This window comes from Paenibacillus sp. JSM ZJ436, assembly GCF_044383795.1.
Lineage (GTDB): Bacteria > Bacillota > Bacilli > Paenibacillales > Paenibacillaceae > Paenibacillus_AQ > Paenibacillus_AQ algicola.
Window position 1 is genome coordinate 51923 of sequence record NZ_JBISEO010000014.1, and the last position, 17323, is coordinate 69245.

Below are 17323 nucleotides of genomic sequence, written 5' to 3' on the forward strand. Positions count from 1 at the left end.
ACGTTAGAGTTTGATTTCACCGCAAAAATTCCTTTCTGTATCCTCTAGTTTCATGAACCATTGACGCACACGCTCTACCTCTTCCTGCTCCATGCCCAAGATCTTTCCGTCATATTGGCTCGACAGCAGGCTGACATGGAACGAGCGCAGCCTGCGCTTGCGCTGAGCACGGGTGCTTCTCACGGTGAAGCTGACGACCTGCGGCCGCCGGACATACCGAGTATGGCGGGCGAGCCGACGTGTACGGAGCGTGAGTTGTTTTTCGTGCAGCGACATACCAGCATCGTGGAACGCCCAGATCGCGTGAAGCAGGGACAAGGGCAGCAGCAGCAGTGACCACAGGCCCAGATCCTCAAAGATCCAGATACATCCGGCACTCAGTGCTGCTGCAAGCATCGCATCAGATCTTATATAAAGCCACAGTGCCCGGCGGGGAGGCGTAGTATCTATAGTCTGGGCTTGAAACTGGGGCACGATGCTGTTCATCAGGCTGTTAACCTCGCTGAGCCGAAGCATCGGATGGAGGACAAGCTGCTTGTCGTCACCCGAGGTCAGGACGTGAAGCCTTACTTCACTGTAACGGAAGGGCTGGCGCAGCAGTCCCTCCTTGACGGTGACGGCTTGTACGCGCTCTGGAGAGAAGATCAGCTCCTTTCTCTCCAGCAGCCCACGGGTGACGACGATTTGACGTCCAGCGCGTTCTACCGTAAACCCGGCGTACTGCACTGTGTAGAGAATGGCCGACAGCAGCCAGGCCAGGATGAATGCAGCTGCGGCGGCGGTGATCCAGCTTCCGGACAAGAGCTGACCGGCTTCCCGGAACAATCGGTTGTACAAAGGGTCCGGCAGTACATCGTCGGCCAAAGAGCCGATGGCTGCCAGAAACGCCAGGGCCAGCGAGAAGTTGGAGGAGGTCAGCGCGGCGAGCAGCAGCCTCCCCGGCGTCACTCGCAGCAGGACGCTACGTGCCTTCACCTCTCCAGGAGAAGAAGCCTGCTGGCCAGCCTGATTCTCTGGAGGTTGTGGTTCAGGCTGCTCATTTCCCGGGAAAAGTGTCCCGGCTGACTCCTCTTCAGCCTGCACATGCCGGGGCTCCTGCAGCCATAACTGCAGCTTTCGGGCTTCGGGCTTGGAGATGGCGGGAAGCTTGCCGCCGTCTTCATTCTTGCCGGAGGTTTCGATTTTGATCTGGGCCAGCCCGAGCAGCCTTTGAAGCAGCGGCTGCTCTACATGCACGGAGTGAATCCGAGCGATGTAAATGGACTGCTCTTCCCGGAACCAGACGCCTTTTTGAATCAATAGCTTGTCAGGCTTTAATTCGTAAGTAAACCGCCTCCATCTTCTCCAGCCGTAAAGCAGAAGCAGGATGAGCGTAACAACAAGGCTTAGCGAGCTCCACAGCCAAAAGACAGGCGGAAACGGATTGTCCCCCATCACTCGAACCAGCAGCAGCGCCAAAGCCGGCAGCAGTGTGCGGATCACGGAAGCCAAGGGGAAAAGGATATACCATCGGTGCAGCCGCTGCCTGAAATCCAGCTCAGACATCCTCATCCACCACCTGAGCCAGCTTTCCAATGACGGCCTTCAGCCGCTCTGCCTCTTCGCTGGATAGTGCCCGGATGACATGGGATTTGGCGGCCGTGACCACCTTGAGCTCTGCTAGTCCATAGCGGCGAAGCAGGGGACCGCTTTCCAGCTCTACATGCTGCACCCGGGTCATGGGAATGATCGTATCCCGCATAAAAAAGATCCCCGACGATATTTCCAGCTGCTCTGCCGATACCCGGAACCCGAAGGTCTCATGCCATAAGCGGGGTGCAATAAGCACCAGCCACAGTGCAGCCGGGAGCATCCCTGCAAGGGCGGCCCATCCGGGGAACAGCGGCCAGTCCTGACGGCCGGCAAGATAGAGATAGGCGGCTGTAAGGAGCAGGAATAAGGCACTGCCGCCAATGCTGTAGATTCGGTATATTTTGACCGTATCGGGATGGCAGCGCGGCAGCGCCTCTACGTGTTCTGACATGTTCATCATCCTCCTGAAACCCAATGATTAACAACGGACCTGTCGCTTCGGAGCAGGCCGGATTGTCTCATTGTAGCATACGGCGTACCCTTCCCGCTTCTGTTGAGACGAAGCGCTTCGCGGGGGCACCGAAGCAATAACAAAGCAGGCCGCGAATGGTGCTTCGCGGCCTGCTTTGTTATTGCTGCTTCAGTTCCTGCAGAGCTTCCTTCAACTCGGGGTACCGGAAATGAAAGCCATGACGCTCCGCCTTCATCGGGATGACCCGCTGGCCATCCAGCAGAATCATGGACAATTCTCCGAGCAGAGCCTTCAGGGCAAAGCCTGGCACTGGCAGCCAGTGCGGCCGATGATATACACTACCAGCGGTCCGTCCGAATTCGTCATTGGTGACGGGATGGGGCGAGGCGGCGTTGACAGGACCTGAGATGTCGGACCGGGTGATGCAGAACTCGATGAGAGAGACCATATCCTGAAGGTGAATCCAGGACATCCACTGTCTGCCGCTGCCGATCTTTCCGCCAATGCCCAGCTTATAGGGAAGAATCATCTTCGGAAATGCACCGCCGTCCTGACCGAGCACGACGCTGATCCGCAGCTTCACCAGGCGCGCTGCCTCAATGCCATCTGCCGCCTCTTCCCACGCCTGGACGACACGGGACGGAAAGTCCATGACTCTCGCCGGACTGCTCTCGTCGAAGGTCTCGGTGTCGGAGGTGCCGTAAATCGCCATCGCCGATGCCTGGATCACAACCGGGGGAGGACTGGAGAGCCGGGCCATCAGCCGGGCAACGGCCTCAACGGTTTGAAGCCGGGATGACAGGATGCTCTTTTTTGCCGCTTCCGTCCATCGCTGACTCAGCGAGGAGCCGGCGAGATTGATCAAGGCGTCCAGGCCTTCCAGCCGCTCTGGCTGCTGCTCCATCTCATCCCAAGTCACATAGGTGATGCTGCGCTCTAGCTCAGTCTGCTCCTCCGAAGCGGGCCTGGATCTCGTCACCACCAGCACCTCGTGGCCTTCTGCAATCCACTTCTCACTCATGGCTTGACCTATAAATCCGGTCCCGCCGCATATTGCGACCTTCATCTGCCGTCCACCTGCTCTCTATATTCATGTGTAGTTTATCAAGTAGCGTTCATTAATATATACACGCAAAAGGGGGCTTTTGACAAGCAGGGTGCGGATGACTCAAAATACAGGCTTTTTTGCGAGAGAGATCAAACTTGACCAAGACTTAACACGGGGCAGGGGAGGAGTTAACAAAACCGCTTTATACTTGCACCTGTACAACCATAACCCCTTGTACATAGGGAGAGTGAGCGGAGGTCGAACGTACGATGATCAGCAGAAAGTTAGAAAAGCGGCCGAACTGGCTGGCCTGCATGCTGAGTGTGATCATGCTGGTATCCGTAATAGCGCCTGCTGCACCTGCAGCAGCCAATGAGGAAGAGCAGCGACTCGGAACGCTGATGGATGAACGGACCTGGATGATTGGACCGGGAGCGTCATACACCTGGAAGCAGCTGGAGGTGGAGCGCGGTCCGGAGCGGCTGCACATGATACAGTTTGATCCTGCACAGTCATCGCTGAGCCTGAAAGCCGCCAAAACGAATGGCAAGCTGTATGGCATGCAGCAGCTCAGCGCTATGGCGCAGGAGGTGGATGCCCAAGGCAGCCGCGTTATTGCAGGGATCAATGGCGATTTCTATGATATGTCCAGCGGCGTGCCGACGGGGCTGTTTATGAGTGAGGGAGAACTGCTGAACAGTCCGCCTTCAGGCTGGAATGCATTTGGGATGAAAAGTGACGGGTCTACCCTTTATGGCCCCAGTCCATCGCTCATCCGCACTGTAGAGATCGGCGGACAGGAGCATACACTGACTGCAGTGAACCGCAGCCGGGGCACGGACGCACTCGTTTTATATACGGATTCTTTTCATAGCTCGACCATGACCAATGATCTTGGAGATGAATATGTGCTGGATGTTGTCTCCGGAGATTTCAAGAGCGGAGAAGACATTACATTCAGAGTCTCCACACTGTTCAAAGAGAAAGGCAGCTCACCGATCCGCGAGGGACAAGCTGTACTGTCTGTTTCCGGCTCCCAGCGCAGCAAGCTTTCTTCCTTAAGTCAGGGAGATCAGGTGACGGTGAGTTTGCAGCTGGACCCTGCATGGCAGGATGTCACGACAGCGATCGGAGGTAACGCCATGCTGGTGAAGGATGGCGTGGTACAGCCGCTTACGGATCCGGCGGTACACCCGCGCTCGGCAATCGGCACAAAGGCCGACGGCACGGTCATTATGCTGGTCGTGGACGGACGTCAGCCGGGCTTTAGTGAAGGCGTCACATTGGCAGAGATGGGGCAGCTCATGAAGGATGCGGGAGCGGTACAGGCTCTTAATCTGGACGGCGGCGGATCGGCAACGATGGTTGCCCGTCTCCCGGGTGAAGCCGCTAGAAAGGTTATGAATTCCCCGTCGGACGGCGGTGAGCGCAAAACAGCGAACGGCCTGCTGCTGGTGAATACGGGTGAAGAAGGACAAGCGAATCAGCTGGTGGTAGAGCCGAATCTGGAGCGTGTCCTGATCGGCTCCACGGCAAGCTTCAAGGCGCTGGCTGTAGACAGCCAGCTTCATCCGGCAAGCCTTCCTGGCGCAGTTTCCTGGAGTGTAGAGCCCGGACTTGGGTCTATAAATGATCAGGGCGTATTTACAGCCGGGACCCAGCCAGGGGCTGGATCCGTAACGGCGGCCTCGGACGGACTTGGCGGCTCAGCCCACATTGAGGTGGTGAACCGGCTCAGTGAGCTGCGTTTCAGCGATGCCGTAATGAGCTTTGAGCCGGGGGCCGTGCAGAGGCTGAATGTGAACGCGCTGCTCGACGGCAAGTCCGTAAAGGCGGACTACAGTCAGCTGGAGTGGCGTGTGGAAGGAAATGGAGGCACGGTGAGCGGGGACGGAGTTTTTACAGCCGTGCATGAGACGGAGGTATCCGGCACCATTATCGTTTCCTACCAAGGGGTGGAGGCTTTCATGGACGTCAATATTGGTCTGCCTCCGGTTATTCTTGAGGATTTCGAGAATGGTCTGGACCGGTATAAGGAAAGCTCCGGCGCGGCAGCCAATCTGTCGAAGGTCAGCATTGAGCAAGATGAGGACCTGGTCCGTTTCGGCAGCAGTTCCTTGAAGCTGGAGTATGATTTCACCGGCAGAACAGGAACGTCCGGGGCTTATCTTGACGTCAAAACTGTGGCAGACCGCATTTCAATCCCGGGATATCCGAAAAAAATCAGCATGTGGGTGTACGGTGACGGGAAAAAACACTGGCTGCGTGCCCAGATCCGGGACGCCAATGGTACCATTCCTTTGAATTTTGTCGAGCAGGAGCCCGGATTGACATTCACTGGGTGGAAATACCTGGAGGCGGAGGTGCCGCCAAACCGCACCTTGCCGCTCGTCATGGACATGCCTGTACGGTACATGGAAACGAGCACGGCCAAGAAAGATGCGGGTGTTATTTACGTGGACCAGATCCGTGCCTTATATGGCCCCAACCAGGATGACATCGAGCCCCCGGTCATCAAGAATATGGCGCCTGCAGAGCATAGTGTGGTGAACAACAACCAGCCCCGGATTTCTTTTGTCGGGGAGGATGCAGGCTATGATCCGGCAAAGCATCCTGCCACCACGCTCATTGATCCAAACAAAATCCGGATGTACGTAGACGGGCATCCGGTAGAGCCTGCCTTGTATCCGCCAACAGGGGAAATACACTACACGCCACCGACTCCGCTTGCGGATGGCATCCACCAGGTGCGGGCGGTGGTACGTGATTTGTCCGGCAACCAGACGGATGAAACCTGGACCTTTATGGTGAATACCGGAGGCTCAAGGCTTCAGTATACGGCGCCGGAGAAGGTGTATGCCGGAAATACCTATACCTTGGATATTCAAGGCATACATGCTTCCAATATTACAAGGGCCTCCATGGAGTTCTCTTATAATCCGAACGTGCTGGAGGACGTATCTCTCATTCGGGGGGCCAAGCTGCAGGAATCGCAGCTTCAGGCACAGATGGATCCGGTAACCGGCCATGTGAGGCTGGACATGCAGGATCTGCTTGCCTCAGGCATCCAGGATGACGACCTGATTGCACAGCTTCAGTACAGGGTGAAGGCCAATACGGAGGCCGATAAACATTCGTTTGACTTCATGTCGGGAAGCATTTCTTTCCTGAGTGCCGGGGAGGCTGTATTTTCAATCTTTGGTCTGCCCGTGATTTCAAGCATTAACCATCATTTAAAGCTGTCTTGGGATGTAAACGGACAAGTGGAGGGCTACGAAACCGTCCTGCAGGTTGAGGATGAGAATGGGAGCCTCGTTGAAGGAGCTGTCGTTACCGCAGATGGCGCCGTAATCGGGACCAGTGATGCCGCGGGTGAAGTGCGCACGAACACCCTGACGGCTCAGGTCAAGAAGCATACTCTTCAAGCAAGCAAGGATGTATGGTACAGCCCGCTGACGGCATTTTCTGTGTCACGGCTTGCCGGCAGCCCAACCCCTTACAATATAAATGTGAGCATGGGGACAGATCCGACCTCTTCGCGTGGCTTTACATGGCATACCCATCCGGGTGTCCAGACGACGGTTGTGGAGCTCGCTCCAAAGGAAGGCTTCAGCGGCTTTGACCAGCCGGAGGTGAAGAGAGTAAGCGGAAGCCATGAGCTGTATCAGACGCAGGACGTTGGCGCGGTTCGGGTTCACAAGGCACTGGTGGAGGAGCTTGTGCCGGGTACCGAATATGTGTACCGCGTTGGAGACGGAACGGGGCATTATGGTCCGCAGGGATCCTTTAGAACGGCTGCAGCGGAAGGGGATGCAACGAAGTTCCTGGTATTCGCCGATTCCCAGGGAAGCACTGCAGCGGACTATAAGCTGTGGGGGAATACCGTCAGCATTGCAGCGGCTGAGCATCCCGATTCCGAGTTCATGATTCAGGTTGGAGATATGGTCGATAAGGGCTATTTGGGCCAAGAGTGGAGTCACTGGTTTAAAGAGGCTCAGGAGGCGTTCCTTAACACGACTTTAGTGACGGCGGTCGGTAATCATGAGGTTACAGACACAGAATGGAATGGACATTTTCAGGCTCATTTCAACCAGCCGGATAACGGGCTGCCGGGTCTTGAGGGCACAAGCTTTTCCTTCGATTATAAGAATATCCATTTTATCATGCTAAATAGTGAATATGATTATGAGAAGCAGGCGCAATGGCTGGAGCAGGATCTTGCAGCCAGCACGAAGGACTGGAATATTGCCATATTCCATCGCGGGCCTTATGGCAGTATCTATGATACGGCCGTCATTCGGGATTCATGGGCACCTATACTGGAGAAGCATGGCGTAGATCTGGTGCTGAACGGGCACGAGCATATTTATCTGAGAACGTTCCCGATGAAGGATAAACAAAAGGCTTCCGATGGACTCGGAACCACCTACGTCATTTCAGGCTCTACGGGCTCCAAATTTTATGCTCTGACAGCACAGGACTGGCAAATGGTAACCGATGCAGAGAAGACGCAGATGTATTCCGCTGTGGAAATTGTGGGAGACCAGCTGAGCATGGTAACCAAGACCGTTGGCGGACGGGTGGTTGATGAATTTACGCTCCTCAAAAGAGAAGAGCTTCTGCCAGAGCGTGTGCAGATTGCAGAAGGGGATATCAGCCTGGCTGTCGGAGAACACCGTCAGCTGCGTGTAGAGGTCAAGCCCGAGGGGGCGGCAGACAAGAGCGTAACCTGGTCGGTTTACAGCCCGGAGCCGCAAGATTCGCCGGTCACGATCAACCAGGATGGACGATTGACTGCAACCGGGTTAGGCACGGCCGTGATCCGTGCAGCCAGTAATGCGGCACCGCAGGTCTATGATGACATTGTGGTGACAGTTGACCGTCAGCCGGAAGGCGTCATGGAAGCCATATCACTGCGCGGTGCGGCTGCCTTAAAGGTAGGGGAACGAGACCAGACGGTCATTGAAGCCGTATACACGGACGGCGCCCGATATGATCTTATGGAGGGTGTCATCTATGCCAGCAGCGAGCCGTCTGTGGCTGCAATCAGCGAGAGCGGAGAGGTTCAGGGTCTTCATGAGGGCACAACGGTGATCTCCGCAACGTATGAAGGCTTCTCGGATCACTATGCATTGAACGTAACGCAGGCTGTAAATCCGGACCCGGGCAACGGTGGCAGTCCCGGGAATGGAGGAGGCAGCAATCCGGGCAACGGAGACGGCTCTGTGGATCCTGTGCCGCCCCAGCCGCCGATCACGCCTCAGCCTCCGTCCGTAACAGGTCAGCTTGTACTTACTGAAGCCGAGCTTAACGCTATGATCTCCGACGGAGAGCCGCTTCTTGTGAACCTGAAGGAGGAGCTGAGACAGCTGCGTCTGCCATCTAATGCGGGTAAGCTGCTGAAGGATGAAGCCTTCACCATTGTGGCAGACAATATGAAGATCAGCCTACCAGGGAAGGTGCTTCAAGAAGTGAGTGACCTGGGGAGCCGTAATCATCCTGGATCGGGCTTCATTCAGCTGAACGTGGAAAGTCCATCATCGTCCGCCTCTGAACGACTCCTGAGTCAGGCAAGTGGAAGGTCGGGAGCCGTTCTGCAAAGTGCGGGTGGCATGTTCAGCTTTACGCTGGAGCATGTGAGTGAAGAGGGTACAGTCACCAAGCTGACCTCCTTCAGTGAGCCGCTGAGTCTGACTTTACCCGTGATGGCGGCGTCCCATCCGTCCCTCACTCATGTGTACCATGTCGGGGAAGACGGTACGCTCCAATATACAGGAGGAACGATAAGCGGTGATCAGATTACTGCGCAGGTGATGCACTTCAGCACCTATGCCGTTCTGACCTACACCAAAAATTACGGAGATGTACCGGCATCCCACTGGTCCTATGACGTGATTCGCGAGCTGTCATCCAGACAGCTGATTGAAGGAACCGGCGGCGGTATGTTCAAGCCGTCCCAGGAGGTTACCCGCGCCGAGTTTACGGCCATGCTGGTGCGTGCATTGAAGCTGGAGTCAGCACAAGCGGCTTCGTTCCGCGATGTTGCGCCGGAGCAGTGGTATGCAGCCGCAGTATCTGCTGCCAAGCAAGCGGGGATTGTAGAGGGAACAGGGCAATCGCAGTTCCGTCCGGATGAGCACATCCAGCGGCAGGAAATGGCGGCCATGCTGGTTCGAGCTTACGCGTATACCGCGGCACGCTCTGCAGCAGAACGCAAGGCGATCCCGTTCCAGGATACGCAGCAGCTGCCGATCTGGGCTCGTGAAGCCATCAGAGAAGCATATGATCTGAACCTGATGAAGGGCAGCAGCATGAATACCTTTAAGCCGCAGGCGCCAGCAACCCGGGCGGAAAGCGCACAGGTCATTCACAATCTGTTAGGCAAGCTGGCGAAGTAAAGCTGCCGAGCAGCGATTCCAGGTAATCAAGAATCGGCATGTGGTGAGTATTAGCTGCTGTACCCGAACCCATCAACGGGTGTGTCGGCAGGAGGCAGCGGCGTCCGGTGGTCCGGGCTGCTGCTTCAGACATGAAGAGCACAAAGCAAAGAGCCAGCCCCGCTCAATTCGCGGGGCTGGCTCTTTGTCATACGTGAGAATGAAATTTAGCTTGGGTGCGGCCAGTTCTGCAGCGGCACATTCTCTGTAATCGCCACAGTGTTCGTCTGCGCCGGATTCCCGACAGCCAGAATAATGACATGGTAGCTTTGGCTGGAGGCGTTAAAGCTGTTACCCTCCACATCTCTGGTGTTGATTCCCAACTCCCGAGTAATCGTCCCTTCCTGATGTGGAATTACGGTATAATTGTTCGCCGCGACCCGCTTAGCATCATCGATTCCAAACGGCAATGACGTTGGCACAAGCATCACACGGTATTCCGAAACATTCCCGCTGGTAGCCGGCGTGAAGCTGAGATCAATCCGCTGCGCAGCAGCATTGTCCCAGTAGACGCTGGCGGTGACACTGGTCGGCGCCGTAACGGCTCCGCTCTCCATCGTAATTACAGATGAAGGTGCTGACAGGGCGTTGTTGCCCGCGACGCCGTCTGTGCTCACGGAAACTACGAATACCCGGTATGCGGTCATATTGCGAATCGGCAGGCCATCAGTATCTGTTGACGTTGCAGACAGGCTGACACTGAGGGTGCTGCCTGTTTTGTTCACAGGCGTATAATTCGCTGTGTTAACATTATTGGCTGCGGCCAGGTTGAAGGCGTCTGCTTTTTGCGATGGCACGACATAAATCCGGTACCCGCTGATTCTGGATTCTTCGGCAGCAGGGCTGAAGGATACGAACAGGTCCCGTCCGTCATTGTTGTTGCCTCCGTCTGTGGCTGCTACATTGCTTGCCGCAGGCACAGATGTATTGCCGCTTAGCGTGATTACGGACGAAGGAGAAGACAGGGCGCTATAGCCCGCGTAGCTGCCGCTGCCGGCAGTCAATACGAAAATCCGGTACGCAACGCCGTTACGGATGACATCACCATTGATATCCCGTGCCCCTGCGGCGAGGTTTACGATCTGATTGTTGTTGGTCTTGCTGACATACGTATACCGGCTGCTGTCCAGGCTGTTCGCCCAATTCAGGTCGAAGGAAGCAGCATTTTCATTTTTGACGACATAAATTTTGTAGTGACCGATCGTGCTCTCATTGGAAACACGGTTGAAGGCCACGCGCAGATCGCGTCCGTCATTGTTATCGCTGACGTCACTGACCGCTAAACCGGTTACTGCCGCGACTACCTGGTTCGCGGACATGTACACATACGGGGATGAAGCGGAAAGGACATTGCCTGTGTATGCATTGCTGCTGACGGACATAACGAAGATCGCATAGCTGTTGCCGTTGCGAAGAAGATCTCCGTCGGTATCGCGTGTGCTAGAAGACAGGCTCTGACTGAGGTTGTATCCTGTCTTATTGACCTGGGTGTAATTATAAATGCTTAATGCATTGGCACTGTCCACGCTGAAGCTGGAGGACTTATTGTATTTTACGACAAAGACACGGTAATTCAGGATGTTGCTCTCGTTATTCGCCCGGTTGAAGGTTATTCGCAGGTCCCGGCCATCGTTATAGTCGCTGCTGTCTGTGGCTGCTACGCCTGTTACGGCTTCAACCTGGTTGCCGGTGCTCAGAATAATCTCATTGGATGCCGTCGAGAGCAGCTGAACTCCGTTCTGGCTGCCTGTTCCCACGGCCGATACAAAGACCCGGTAGTAGACGCCGCTACGGATCAGCTGTCCATCGGTATCCCGCGCCGTAGCAGGTAACGTGTGAACGAGATTATATCCGTTCTTGTTCACGGTTGTATAATAGTAGCTTGTCAGATTATTGGCCCGATTAACATCAAATAGGCCGGCCGTGCCGGATTTGACAACATAGATGCGATAAGAACCGATATTCGATTCATCCGATACTTTGTTAAAAGCGACCCGCAAATCTCTTCCATCCCCGTAATCGCTCACATCCGACACCTGGGTAATCATCGGTACAGAAGCACTTTGGTTCAGTGTGACCGATGACGAGGGTGTAGACAGTCTGCTCAGGGCCGTGGATTCATTGCTGCTGAGCGCCATAACGACGACAGAGTAGGATACTCCGCTGCGGATCAATTCTCCGGAGGTATCTCTGGAGGAGGAGCCGAGGCTGAGCGTCATCTGTGAAGTGCTGGAGCTTGGCTTGGCTACGCTCGTATACGAGGTTGCTGGAACGGCTTGAGCCGCAGTAAGATTAAAGCTGGACAGGCCTTGAGTTTTGACGACAAACAACCGGTAACCGGAAATTTGACTCTCCGATGCCGCCCGGACAAAAGAAACCGACAGATCCCGGCCATCGCCGTAATTGTTTACATCCGAAACCGTAACGCCTGTTGGCGCATCTACGGCTCTGTTGTTGATCAGAGTGACGGCGGGAGAGGCCTTCGACATCTGCGAGCTGCCGCTGTACTTGCCTACGGCGAGGACAAAGGCGGTGTAAGCCTGGTTCTCCCGAATCAGCTCTCCATCGCTGTCCCGTGTATTACTCGAGAAGGTCAGGGAAGGATCACTGCCCGTCGGGAAAATGACAGAATAGTTGGCGGAAGGTGCATTTGCAGCTGCACTTTCATTGAAATAAGAAGCCTTGGACGCCTTCACCAGAAAAACCCGGTAATAAGAAGCATGCTGCTCGTTGGCAGATTTGGAGAAGCTGACCTGGAGGTCGCGCCCGTCTCCGATATTACCAATGTCTCTGAGTGTAATGTAGTTGACCGGACCGAGGCTGCCTTCACCGGCACTGTTGTTAGAGGTGGTGACGGTCACGGTTTTGGTTGTTGAATTCCAGCCGATCTTCTCGCCCAGCGCTTCACTGACAAAGCGAACCGGTACCATAGTAGTACCGCTCAAATTCTTGGCGGGAACATCGAGCGTTGTCGATTTACCGTCAATGGTTGCTGTTTTGGCGTTGATTTTGAGAATAATGGTAGAATTGTCTCTAACCGCGGTGACCGTTTGGGTCTTCTGGTCCCAGGTAACCTTGGCGCCGAGGAGCTGGAAAATGACGCGCATCGGGAGCATAACCCGATTCTGTACCATAATCGGTGGCTGGGAAGGATTGATTCTCATCCCGTCCACGATGACATTGATGTGAGTTGCAGCCTGTACCTGACCTTGAAAGAGCAGGGGGAGGATGCAGACGACCGCCAGAAAGGCAGTCCAAAGCTTCTTCACGTGCTTGACCTCCTTAAAATAATAAATCAGTTGGGTAAGATTACCTCTATTATATGACACATTGAATAGGAGTAAAGTTGCAATTCGACAAGCGGTCCCGTAAAAATATTTTGGACAGCAGGGTTATTTATGAGAGGCTCATAGCTTCCAAAGCCGGGAGAGGCGTGGTTTTACGGCTATGGACATGGTATAGTGGACACGAAACCAAAGAGGATGGAGCTGCCTAAACGTGAAGGATTCAATACGCTCTTCGAAGAAGTCGAATCGTGAAAATATGAAGCAATCCCATATACAGCCAAACCATGTACAAAAACCGCAGGATAACCGCCGCAGTAAATCCGGAGATTCGCAGCGCCCTCAAGCCAGCAGCCTGGATGCTCTGGCGCAGGAGCGCAAGCTTCAGCAGCGTAAAGCGGACGGCAAGCGGCCGGCCGGAGGCGATTCGCGCCAGGCGGGCAAGCAGGCAGGAGGCAAGCATCAGGATGAAGTGCGAGGCGAGCCGCATCAGGCGGGCCAGCAGCCTGGGAGCAAACGACAGGAGCAGGCCGGGCTCCGCGGGAAGGCAGGAGGGGGCAGGCCAGCGGGCGCCGGCAGCGGGCGTAATGCAGGGCAACGCGGTGGCAAGGCCGCCAAGGCGGCCTCTTTGCCGCAATCGGTCAAGAAACGTCCTGCGGCTCACACTCCGCGCCCTTCTGTCAGTGAAAGTGCCGAGGAGCTTGTCCCCGGTGACGTGATCGTGGTTACGATCAAGCGGCTGGGAATTAACGGCGAAGGCGTGGGCTATTACCGCCGGAAGGCTGTATTTATAGACGGCGCCTTGACGGATGAAGTGGTCAAAGCAGAAGTAACCGGACAGCAGCCTAAATTCATCAAGGCACAGCTGCTGGAGGTCGAGAAGCGTTCACCTTACCGGATCGAGCCTCCGTGCCCCGTGTTTGGCATTTGCGGCGGCTGTCAGATACAGCATATGTCCTATGAAGGCCAGCTTCAGGCCAAAACAGATATTGTGCGCGAGGCTTTCCACCGCTATGCCGGACTGCAGGATGTGAAGCTGAAGCCGATCCTCGGCATGGAGCATCCTTGGGATTATCGCAACAAGGCGCAGCTTCAGGTGAAGCGGCGCGGAAACGAGGTCATTGCAGGCTTGTATCAGGCGGAAAGCCATGAGATCGTCGATATAACCGGCTGCCCCATCCAGAACAGCAAGGTTAATGAAGCCGTCGAGAAGGTGAAAGCTGTACTGCAAGAGCTGAACATTCCTTTTTATAAGGACAATGGCAGTAAGGACGGGGTGCGCACCATTGTGGTGCGGCATGGCTTTCAGTCCGGAGAGGTTCAGGTGACGCTGGTCACCGCAGGCAGCCGGCTGCCGCGTCAGGAGGAGCTGGTCAGCATGCTTCGTCTGTCGATCCCGGGAATTAGCGGAATTGCGATGAACATAAACCCGAAGAAGACCTCGCTGATTTTTGGAGACCGGACAATCAAGCTGTGGGGGGCAGACACGCTGAAGGAGTCTCTGGGAGATCTGGAGTTTTCTTTGTCGCCGCGGGCTTTTTTTCAGCTGAATCCACAGCAGACGGTGAAGCTGTATGAATCGGTGCGGGCCGCGGCTGGATTGACAGGGAAGGAAACCGTCATTGATGCCTATTGCGGGACTGGGACGATCGGGCTGTGGCTGGCGCCATATGCCAAGGAGGTTCGCGGCATTGAGGTCATTCCGGAGGCGATTGAGGATGCGAAGCAGAACGCGGCGCGCAACCAGCGCGACAACGTCTCCTTCCACACCGGCGAAGCCGAAGTGCTGCTGCCACGCTGGGTCAAGGCCGGCCTGTCCCCGGACGTCATCGTAGCCGATCCCCCGCGCACAGGACTTGACCCACGCTTCCTGGACACCGTACTGCGTACAAGGCCGAAGAAATTCATCTACGTATCCTGCAATCCCGCCACCCTGGCCAAAGACTGCAAGGTCCTGCTGGACGGGGGCTACTCTTTAGAGTGGGTGCAGCCGGTGGATATGTTTCCGCAGACGAGTCATGTTGAGTGTGTCTCGCAGATCGTCTTACAGGAGAAAGCAGGCTCCAATAAGGGATAGCCTGCTTCTTAATCAGTTGTTTGGAGCAGAGAAGCGGTAATAGATCCGCGGCATTCCGTCTTCTCGAACTTCAATCCGAGTTATTAAACGATGTAGCATCTCAGGCGTTAATTCATCGAAATTAAGGAAGCTGAGCAACTCTGACTTTAGCTGACTGAGGTTTTCTGTAACATTTTCGTGTTCAAATTCGGATGCCAACTCGCTTTTCTTCAAGACTAACTCATTGATTTCAGTATTGGTGGCTTCAACATTTTCGCGATACTCCTCATGTGTTAGGAGCTCATCGGCTAAAAGGTTGACGAAATTCTTTTTTCGCTTCTTTAATGTGTCGATTTCTTTTGTTAGTTTATCGAGTTGTTTTTGGATTTGAAGTTTGGATTTTACAGACTTCTCCTCCAGCTCCTTAACATATGCTTCCTTATCGATTTGATCCAACCACATTTTGATGTCAGACAGAATTGTTCTTATCAGAAAATCCTCTTTGACAGCATGATTGCTGCAGGCTTTACTACCATGTCGAGCATAAGAGCCGCAAATATAGCCTGCTCTGTTATGCCGATACCACATCCCGGTACTGCAATCAGCGCAAAACAGGGTATTAGTGAAAAGATGCTTTTTGGGCGCAGTTATGTGCTTAGTTCTGATTTTCAACTGCTGCTGAACAGCATTGAAAACTTCTCTTGAAATAATCGCCTCATGTGTGTCTTTATGGACAATTAAACTATCCTTATCAATCTTTTTTCGTTTTTTATTCGTCACGCTTATGGTGGTGGTTCGACCTTGTACCAAATCCCCAGTGTAATGCGGATTCGTGAGGATCAACCTGATGGTCGAATCATTCCATTTATCCCCAGCATTTTTCTTTTTGGCCACTTCAGCAGGAGTAGGAGTCGCCTCTTTATACAGCCGCCGTCCAATGCTTTCTCTTCCACTTCCACTTAGGTACTCATTAAAGATCCGTCTAACGACATCCGGTGTGTTATCGCCCCGAATTTGCAGTTGTCCGTTTCTTACCTCGTAACCGTATGGAGGAACGGAACCTTTGAATAACCCTTTATTTGCCCTAGAGCGAAGAGTGGCTTTAACCCGATTGCTTGTACTTTGCGATTCGTTTTCGTATATCCACGCATACAGGCCAAACATATGGGTATTCCCTTCCAAGGTATTTATCGCGTTATCCAAAGTGATGATATGGATGCCCTGAGATTCGCAAAGGTTCTTGATTTTGTACGATAGTTCTCCATTCCTGGCCAACCGCGAAAGTTCTTTTGCCAAGATAACATCGAACTTCTTTGCTTCAGCATCCTCGATCATCCTTTGGAGCTGTTTTCTTTTCGAAGTTGTTCCGGATTGGACATCAACGTAAAATTCGAAAATGTCCCATCCCTTCTCCTCAATGTATCTGTAAAACAGTTCCTTTTGATACTTAAGCGATGCCTTTTGTTCCTCTTTGTCCGTTGAAACTCGAACATATACCGCACATCTCATGAGTGTTCAAATCCTTCCTCATTTTGTTGAGATGTAGCAGTGTTTACCTTATCAACATTATTGACAAGATCTTCAATTTTATTTGCGACGATTAGTTTCATCACGCTTTCGAAGTCGAAGTCATTCTCCATGGAGAAAATGCGTTCTACACTACCGGATTCTTTGTTAGCCATTTAATCCACCTCTATCCAGGAGATCGAGGGCAATTAGCTTTGCTCCGTGATTGTCAAGAAATAATTTGAAATGAAATAAGTCCAATGTAATACGACTAATTCTGTACGATGAGTCAACAATGATGGATTTTATCAGGCCAACTTCAACCAAGTGTTTCAGCCACCGTAAACCTGAACGGTTTTCCAGCAGGCCAATTCCGCTTGCATGAGGATCCTCTATAATGCTCAATTGTAAAGAATGTTGCTTAGCATAATTTTGACCTTTTACTCTCTGGGGGTCTAAGGATTCCTTAGAATGGCTGGCAGAGCGAACATGGAGTACTGCATGTTCAATCAGTATACTCATCTTATGTCATCCTTTCGATGTGAAAAATAAAAAGAGCACGCCCAAAGTGGTAGGGGCGTGCTTCGCTGATCCTAATTTGAAAAAAGTTATTAGTTTTGCTACTTACCGACTAGTGATAGAAATAGATTATTTCATTCCGGTCTATTTCATTAACAATATAATGTGAAGATGAACGTAGCTGGGTTGCAATAATATTGGTTAGATCAATCTCTTGGTAAGCAATTCTATCCCATAAGTATCTGCTGTAATATAAAAAGGATATTCGTGGTATCATTTCATACTTGTTTATCTTTAAATACCTACGTGGGACATAGTAACTTATCTTTCCATTTTTCTCGGATGCAAAGACCGGCTGATCTTCGAACAGGGTTAAAAAGCCTTTGTAATTTTTCATTGTAATGTACTTGTCTCCCTTCGGAATTTAAT

General features: G+C 53.3%; 9 protein-coding genes. 2 read left to right on the plus strand and 7 right to left on the minus strand.

The features are described from left to right. Positions 1-3: 3 nt before the first annotated feature. The 3 genes from ACH6EH_RS16060 to ACH6EH_RS16070 form a co-directional block, all read right to left on the minus strand. Positions 4-1545 carry a PH domain-containing protein gene (locus ACH6EH_RS16060; protein WP_397333065.1) on the minus strand — a complete coding sequence of 514 codons (1542 nt, stop codon included), beginning with the start codon at positions 1543-1545 and terminating at the stop codon, positions 4-6. Continuing rightward, on the minus strand, positions 1538-2023 hold the full coding sequence (locus ACH6EH_RS16065) for a PH domain-containing protein (RefSeq protein ID WP_397333066.1): 486 nt from the start codon (positions 2021-2023) through the stop codon (positions 1538-1540). Before ACH6EH_RS16065 ends, ACH6EH_RS16060 begins: the two co-directional genes overlap by 8 nt. A 178-nt stretch (positions 2024-2201) precedes the next feature. Continuing rightward, the gene (locus ACH6EH_RS16070) at positions 2202-3110 is read right to left on the minus strand and encodes a TIGR01777 family oxidoreductase (protein WP_397333067.1); all 909 of its coding nucleotides are present in this window, start codon (positions 3108-3110) and stop codon (positions 2202-2204) included. 251 nt (positions 3111-3361) lie between these two features. Here ACH6EH_RS16070 and ACH6EH_RS16075 point away from each other — a divergent pair, with 251 nt between their 5' ends. Then, positions 3362-9490, plus strand: coding sequence for a phosphodiester glycosidase family protein (locus tag ACH6EH_RS16075; protein WP_397333068.1), 6129 nt, complete (start codon positions 3362-3364; stop codon positions 9488-9490). A 206-nt stretch (positions 9491-9696) separates the two neighbouring features. Here ACH6EH_RS16075 and ACH6EH_RS16080 read toward each other — a convergent pair whose 3' ends face one another. After that, positions 9697-12798, minus strand: a complete 3102-nt coding sequence (locus tag ACH6EH_RS16080) for a copper amine oxidase N-terminal domain-containing protein (protein WP_397333069.1) — start codon at positions 12796-12798, stop codon at positions 9697-9699. A gap of 643 nt (positions 12799-13441) precedes the next feature. Here ACH6EH_RS16080 and rlmD point away from each other — a divergent pair. Continuing rightward, entirely contained in the window at positions 13442-14890 is a 1449-nt protein-coding gene (gene rlmD, locus ACH6EH_RS16085; protein ID WP_397333088.1) for a 23S rRNA (uracil(1939)-C(5))-methyltransferase RlmD, read from the plus strand. 12 nt (positions 14891-14902) lie between these two features. Here the strand turns inward: rlmD and ACH6EH_RS16090 are convergent, their stop codons facing one another. The 3 genes from ACH6EH_RS16090 to ACH6EH_RS16100 are packed head-to-tail and all read right to left on the minus strand — an operon-like array spanning position 14903 to position 16897. After that, the gene (locus ACH6EH_RS16090) at positions 14903-16378 is read right to left on the minus strand and encodes a recombinase family protein (RefSeq protein WP_397333070.1); all 1476 of its coding nucleotides are present in this window, start codon (positions 16376-16378) and stop codon (positions 14903-14905) included. After that, positions 16375-16551: a hypothetical protein gene (locus tag ACH6EH_RS16095; RefSeq protein ID WP_397333071.1), complete on the minus strand. Its 177-nt coding sequence runs from the start codon at positions 16549-16551 to the stop codon at positions 16375-16377. The genes ACH6EH_RS16090 and ACH6EH_RS16095 overlap by 4 nt, the downstream gene beginning before the upstream one ends. Continuing rightward, positions 16544-16897, minus strand: a complete 354-nt coding sequence (locus ACH6EH_RS16100) for a recombinase family protein (protein ID WP_397333072.1) — start codon at positions 16895-16897, stop codon at positions 16544-16546. The genes ACH6EH_RS16095 and ACH6EH_RS16100 overlap by 8 nt, the downstream gene beginning before the upstream one ends. Positions 16898-17323: the final 426 nt, after the last annotated feature.